5 protein-coding genes are annotated in these 6,123 nt (G+C 67.2%); 3 read left to right on the forward strand and 2 right to left on the reverse strand.

What is annotated here, in order from left to right:
- The 3 genes from AC1D00_RS22530 to AC1D00_RS22540 all read left to right on the forward strand — a co-directional run.
- Positions 1-1,345: molybdopterin dinucleotide binding domain-containing protein (locus AC1D00_RS22530; protein WP_477012166.1), on the forward strand; the 1,345-nt coding region annotated here is incomplete at its 5' end.
- Positions 1,346-1,349: 4 nt separating this feature from the next.
- The gene (gene fdhD / locus AC1D00_RS22535) at positions 1,350-2,177 is read left to right on the forward strand and encodes a formate dehydrogenase accessory sulfurtransferase FdhD (RefSeq protein WP_477012167.1); all 828 of its coding nucleotides are present in this window, start codon (positions 1,350-1,352) and stop codon (positions 2,175-2,177) included.
- Positions 2,167-2,400: a formate dehydrogenase subunit delta gene (locus AC1D00_RS22540; RefSeq protein ID WP_167770434.1), complete on the forward strand. Its 234-nt coding sequence runs from the start codon at positions 2,167-2,169 to the stop codon at positions 2,398-2,400. The genes fdhD and AC1D00_RS22540 overlap by 11 nt, the downstream gene beginning before the upstream one ends.
- Here AC1D00_RS22540 and AC1D00_RS22545 read toward each other — a convergent pair.
- Together AC1D00_RS22545 and AC1D00_RS22550 are read right to left on the reverse strand one after the other, a co-directional pair.
- Complete coding sequence (locus AC1D00_RS22545) at positions 2,357-5,344, reverse strand: bifunctional [glutamine synthetase] adenylyltransferase/[glutamine synthetase]-adenylyl-L-tyrosine phosphorylase (protein ID WP_477012168.1); 2,988 nt, start codon at positions 5,342-5,344, stop codon at positions 2,357-2,359. The two genes, AC1D00_RS22540 and AC1D00_RS22545, sit on opposite strands and share 44 nt — an antisense overlap.
- Positions 5,341-6,123: sensor histidine kinase (locus AC1D00_RS22550; protein ID WP_477012169.1), on the reverse strand; the 783-nt coding region annotated here is incomplete at its 5' end. The genes AC1D00_RS22550 and AC1D00_RS22545, both read right to left, overlap by 4 nt.

Raw genomic sequence — 6,123 nt, forward strand, 5'->3', positions numbered from 1 at the left:
GAACAACAGCCCGGAGGCAACGGCGATCCTCACCGGCGTGGACCCCAAGGCGCTGCGCGAAGCCGCCCGCATCTACGCCACCGGCGGCAACGGGGCGATCTATTACGGCCTCGGCGTCACCGAGCACAGCCAGGGTTCGACCACGGTGATCGCGATCGCCAACCTTGCGATGGCGACCGGCAATATCGGTCGTCCCGGCGTCGGCGTGAACCCGCTGCGCGGCCAGAACAACGTGCAGGGCTCCTGCGACATGGGCTCGTTCCCGCATGAGCTGCCGGGCTACCGCCACATCTCGGGCGATGCCGTGCGCGACCAGTTCGAGGCGCTCTGGAACGTCAAGCTCAACCCCGAGCCGGGCCTGCGCATCCCCAACATGTTCGATGCCGCGATCGAGGGCACGTTCATGGGCATCTACGTGCAGGGCGAGGACATCCTCCAGTCGGATCCCAACACCAAGCACGTCGTGGCGGCGCTGTCGGCGATGGAATGCGTCATCGTCCACGACCTCTTCCTGAACGAGACCGCGAACTACGCCCATGTCTTCCTGCCCGGCTCGAGCTTCCTCGAGAAGGACGGCACCTTCACCAACGCCGAACGCCGCATCCAGCGCGTGCGCAAGGTGATGACGCCTAAGAACGGCATGGCCGACTGGGAGGTCACCATCGGCCTTGCCAAGGCGATGGGCTTCGAGATGAACTACGGCCACCCGTCCGAGATCATGGACGAGATCGCGGCATTGACGCCGACCTTCACCGGCGTCTCCTACGCCAAGCTCGATGAGCTCGGCTCGGTGCAGTGGCCGTGCAACGAGAAGGCGCCCGAGGGCACGCCGGTGATGCATATCGACGGCTTCGTCCGCGGCAAGGGCAAGTTCATCGTCACCGAATATGTCGCGACCGACGAGCGGACCGGCCCGCGCTTCCCGCTGCTGCTCACGACGGGGCGCATCCTCAGCCAGTACAATGTCGGCGCGCAGACCCGGCGCACCGAGAACGTGGTCTGGCATGCCGAGGATCGGCTGGAGATCCACCCGCACGATGCCGAGCAGCGCGGCGTGCGCGACGGCGACTGGGTGCGGTTGAAGAGCCGCGCCGGCGAGACCACGTTGCGCGCGGAGATCACCGATCGCGTCGCGCCGGGCGTCGTCTACACCACCTTCCACCACCCGGACACGCAGGCCAACGTCATCACGACGGAGTATTCGGACTGGGCCACCAACTGTCCCGAATACAAGGTCACGGCGGTGCAGATTTCGCCGTCGAACGGCCCGTCCGACTGGCAGAAGTCCTATGATGCGCAGGCGCGGCACTCCCGCCGCATCGCGCCGGCCGAAGCTGCGGAGTAACCGCATGCACGTGCCGGTTCAGGCTATCGACCGCGAGATCTGGCGCGACGGCGCGGCGTCGGAGGGGACGCGGCTGATCCCGGAGGAGACGCCGCTGGCGCTGACTTATAATGGCGGCACCTATGCCGTCATGATGGGGACGCCGCAGAACCTCGAAGACTTCGCCGTCGGCTTCAGCCTCAGCGAAGGCATCGTCGGATCGGTCGACGACATCCGCTCGCTCGAAATCGTCCGCCTCGACGACGGCATCGAGCTGCGCATGTGGCTTGCGCCGGACGAGGCCGCGCGCATCAGCGAACGGCGGCGTCATATCGCCGGCCCGACCGGCTGCGGCATCTGCGGCATCGAGTCCATTGCCGAAGCCGTGCGGCCTGCGGCCGTCGTGCCGCACGGGCAGACCTTCACGCCCGAGCAGATCATGACGGCGATGCAGGCCATCGCGCCGCTCCAATCGATCAACATGCAAACTCGCGCCGTTCACGCCGCCGCGTTCTGGTCCCCCGCCGGCAACATCGTCGCGTTGCGCGAGGATGTCGGCCGCCACAACGCGCTGGACAAGCTCGCAGGTGCGCTGGCGCGCAGCCGCACGGATGCGCGCGGCGGCATGGTGCTGCTGACGAGCCGCGTCTCGGTCGAGATGGTGCAGAAGACCGCCGCGATCGGCGCGCCGCTGATGGTCGCGGTCTCCGCGCCGACCGCGCTCGCGGTCCGCACGGCCGAGGCCGCCGGCATCACGCTGATCGCCATTGCCCGGCAAGACGGGTTCGAAGTGTTCACGCATGGCGGCCGCATCGTCGCCTGCCATGCCACGGAGGTTGCCGATGTCGCCTGACCGCCTGATCTACATGGCCAACCAGATCGGCAGGTTCTTCCAGAGCCAGGGCCACGACAAGGCCGTGCCGGGAATCGCCGAGCACATCAAGAAGTTCTGGGATCCCCGGATGAAGCGCGCGATCTTCGCCCATCTCGACACGGGCGGCGCTGGCCTGGAGCCGAACGTGCGCGAGGCCATCACCTCGCTGAAGCAGGCGACGTCGCTTCCAACAGCGTCCTGAACACGCGCCGCACCTCGCTCTGCGTCTCCTTCACACGCGCCTCCAGCGACGAGAAGTCCGGCGCATCGCCGGCGCGCGCCATCACGCGTTGGAGATCGGTGCCGGCGGTTTCCGGCTTGAAGCCGTCGCTGACGCAGAGCCGCAGGATCTGGGTCAGGTCGTAATAGAGCCGCGCTGCGGCACGCAGGATCTCGGACTCCGACTGCGGCAGCACGCCGAGCCTCGCCGCATTGTCCAGCACCTGAAGCGTGCTGACGTCGAGGATATCCGGCTTGTGATGGGCATGCACGAGCTGGAGATATTGCGCGATGAAGTCGATGTCGATCATGCCGCCGGCGGCGTATTTGAGATCCCAATAATCGGCCTCGCCTTTCTCCTGGCCGATCGCGCGCCGCATGTCGGCGACGTCGTTGGCGATGATCGCAGGGTCGCGGCGGCGGGTCAGGACATCGCGGATGACGCGCGCGATCCGGTCGCCGAATTCAGGCGAAGCCGACACCACGCGCGCACGCGTCAGCGCCATGTGCTCCCAGGTCCAGGCCTCGTTGGCCTGGTAATCCGCGAAGGAGGCGAGGCTCGAGGCCACCGGGCCGGCGCGCCCCGACGGGCGCAGCCGCATGTCGATCTCATAGAGCACGCCGTAATTGGTGCGCGTCGTGAAGGCGCTGATCAGGCGCTGGGTGAAGCGGGCGAAATAATGCGCGCCTTGAAGCGACTTCGGCCCATCCGAGTCCGGATTCTCGCTGTCGAAATCGTAGAGCAGGATCAGGTCGAGATCGGACGACGCGGTCATTTCGCGGCTGCCGAGCCGGCCCATCGCGATGATCGCCGTCTCTTGCCCCTCGATCCGGCCGTGCTGGGCGGCAAAACGATCGGCGACGAGACCATGCACGGTGTGGACGATTCCTTCGGCGACGTCGGCAAAGGCCGTGCTCGCCTGCTGCGCCGAGACCGTGCCGGAGAGGATACGCGTGCCGATCAGGAACAGGCTCTCCTGCCCGAACAGGCGCAGGCGATCCAGGAACTCCTCATACGAGGCGGCATCCTGCACGGTGGCAGCGAGCCGCCCCGACAATTCCCGCCTGTCCGGCATCGCGCCGAAGAAGCGCGGATCGATCAGCCCGTCCATGAGCTGCGGCTGCCGCGCCAGCATCTCGCCGAGCCGCGGCGCCGCGCCCAGCACCAGCGCCACGAGCGCGACGAGATCGCGGTTCTGGCCGAGCAGCGTGATCAGCCGGCCGCCACGCTGGAGCGCCCCAAGGAAATGATCGAACGCCACAACGGCGCGGTCCGGCTCCTCGGCGTGGGCGAGGCCGTCGATCAGGGCCGGCACGAATTCGATGAAGGCGCTTCGTGTCGCCTCATTGCGGAATACGCGATAGTCGCCCGTGATCCAGTCGCGCACCGTCTGTGCCACGGCGGCGGGCTTCTTGAAGCCGAGCGTCGTCAGGTGCTGGAGCAGGCGCGGATCGTCGGGACCTGCACTGTAGTCGAGCGCCGGCAGCTTTGCCGTGCCGGTCGGATCGTCGCCCTCGAACAGCTTCTCGTAGTGCCCCTGCACGATCTCGAGCTGCCGCAGCAGATCGCGGGCAAAGGCCTCGCGATCCGGATAGCCGAAGAACCGCGCAAAGCGCCCGACCGCCTCCTTGTCGTCGGGCAGCGCATGGGTCTGCTCGTCCGCGATCATCTGGAGGCGATGCTCGACCCGGCGGAGGAACTCGTACGCCCTGGTGAGCTCGTCACGCGCCGCGAGGGTGATYCATTTGCTGGCGGCAAGCACATCGAGCGCGGCGAGCGTCGGCCGCACCCGCAATTGCGGATGACGGCCGCCGGCGATCAGCTGCTGGGTCTGCGCGAAAAACTCGATCTCACGGATGCCGCCGCGACCGACCTTGACGTTGTGGCCTTCGACCGCGACCTCGCTCTGGCCGCGATAGGTCTGCATCTGCCGCTTCATGTCGTGCACGTCGGCAAGCGCGGCGAAATCGAGATGCTTGCGCCAGACGAAGGGGGCGATCTCGGCGAGCAGCGCCTCGCCTGCCCTGGCATCGCCGGCACAGGCGCGCGCCTTGATCATCGCGGCGCGCTCCCAGGTGCGCCCTTCCCGCTCGTAGTAATGCAGCGCGGCGTCCCGTGAGATCGCCACCTGCGTCGAGGACGGATCGGGTCGCAGCCGCAGATCGACGCGGAAGACGTAGCCGTCATAGGTGCGCTGCTGGAGAATGCGCGCCATGCCTTGCGTCACGCGGACGAAGAACGGCTGCGGCTCGATATCCGGCGCCAGCGTCGTGGCGTCAGGATCGAAGAACACGATGAGGTCGATGTCGCTGGAGTAGTTCAGCTCGCCCGCACCCATCTTGCCCATCGCGAGCACGATCAGGCCGCTGGCCTCTTCCGGTGCCTCGGGATTGGGCGGGAATAGCTTTCCACGTGCGGCTTCCTGCCGCAGCAGGTACTGAAGCGCCGCCTGCACGGAGGCGGCCGCGACATCGGTCAGCGCCGCCGTCACCCGCATCACCGGCCAGACCCCGCCGATGTCGCACAACGCGGTCAGAAGCGCCGCCTCCGCCTTCATGCGGCGAAGCAGCCGCATCACCTCGGCCTCGTCAGGTGCCGCGAGCACCGCACCTCTCGCCTCCGCGACCAGTGCGGCGAGATGAATATCCGGATCGCATTCGAGCAGCCGGATCAGGCGCAGCGGATCGGCGCGCACCAGATCGAACAGATAGGGCGAGAATTCCGCGATGCCGGCGAGGATATTCCGGGCGAAGGGATGAACCAGCAGCGCTTCGAGACGAGCCGATTGCGCCGGCTCGAGCGCGGCCAGCCAGTCTTCGAAACGTCGTTCGTCGGTTGTGGAAGCGGCAATATGGGGAGCCTCCACGAAGCGCGCGGCCAGGCTCTCACCATGCTTGTCCGCGTTTCCCGGCGCGGAGTGGTTCATGCCACCTTCTGTGGCACATCCGGTATTGGAGGAGCAACCCTGTCGCCCGCGCCCACACGCGCCGGCAGCACCAGCGTGGCGACGAGGCCGGGATGGGCATCGCCCAGTCGCAACTCTCCGCCATGCAATGTGGCAACCGCGGCGGCGAGGCTGAGGCCGAGGCCGGAGCCCGGCTGCGTGCGGCTGGCCTCCAGCCGCACGAATCGTTCGACGACGTGCTTGCGATCGGCTTCGGGAATACCAGGGCCGCGATCGGTGACGCTGAGCAGCACCTGGTCGCCCTCGCGCCTGGCCTCGATGAGGATCTGCCCAGAGTCCATGCTGACCACGGTTCCACCGGTCTGCGCGACCGGCTTGCCGTATTTGATCGCGTTCTCGACCAGATTGGCGAGCGCCTGGCTGATCAATTCGCGGTTGGCGTGAACCGGCGTCGGCTCGCATTTGACCTTCAAGGTCATGCCGTCGTCTTCAGCCAGGGGCTCGTAGAGCTCGTGGATGCCGCCTGCGACTTCGGCGGCATCGAAATCGTCCATGTTGCCGCGCGCCTGGCCGGACTCGGCGCGCGCGATCATCAGCAGCGCGTTGAAAGTGCGGATCAGCCCGTCCGATTCCTCGATGGTCCGCTCCAGCGCGGCGCGATAGTCGGCCTCGCAGCCGGATTTCGCCAACGCCTCCTCGGCGCGGTTGCGCAAGCGTGTCAGCGGCGTCTTGAGATCGTGGGCGATATTGTCGGTGACCTCCTTCAGCCCCGCCATCAGCGCCTCGATGCGCTCCAGCAT

The sequence above is a fragment of the Bradyrhizobium sp. P2_E8 genome (genome assembly GCF_056403875.1).

Bases quoted from the DNA above. Each gene is read 5' to 3' on its own strand.
- fdhD (WP_477012167.1), top strand. From the start codon at position 1,350: ATGCACGTGCCGGTTCAGGCTATCGACCGCGAGATCTGGCGCGACGGC.
- AC1D00_RS22540 (WP_167770434.1), top strand. From the start codon at position 2,167: ATGTCGCCTGACCGCCTGATCTACATGGCCAACCAGATCGGCAGGTTC.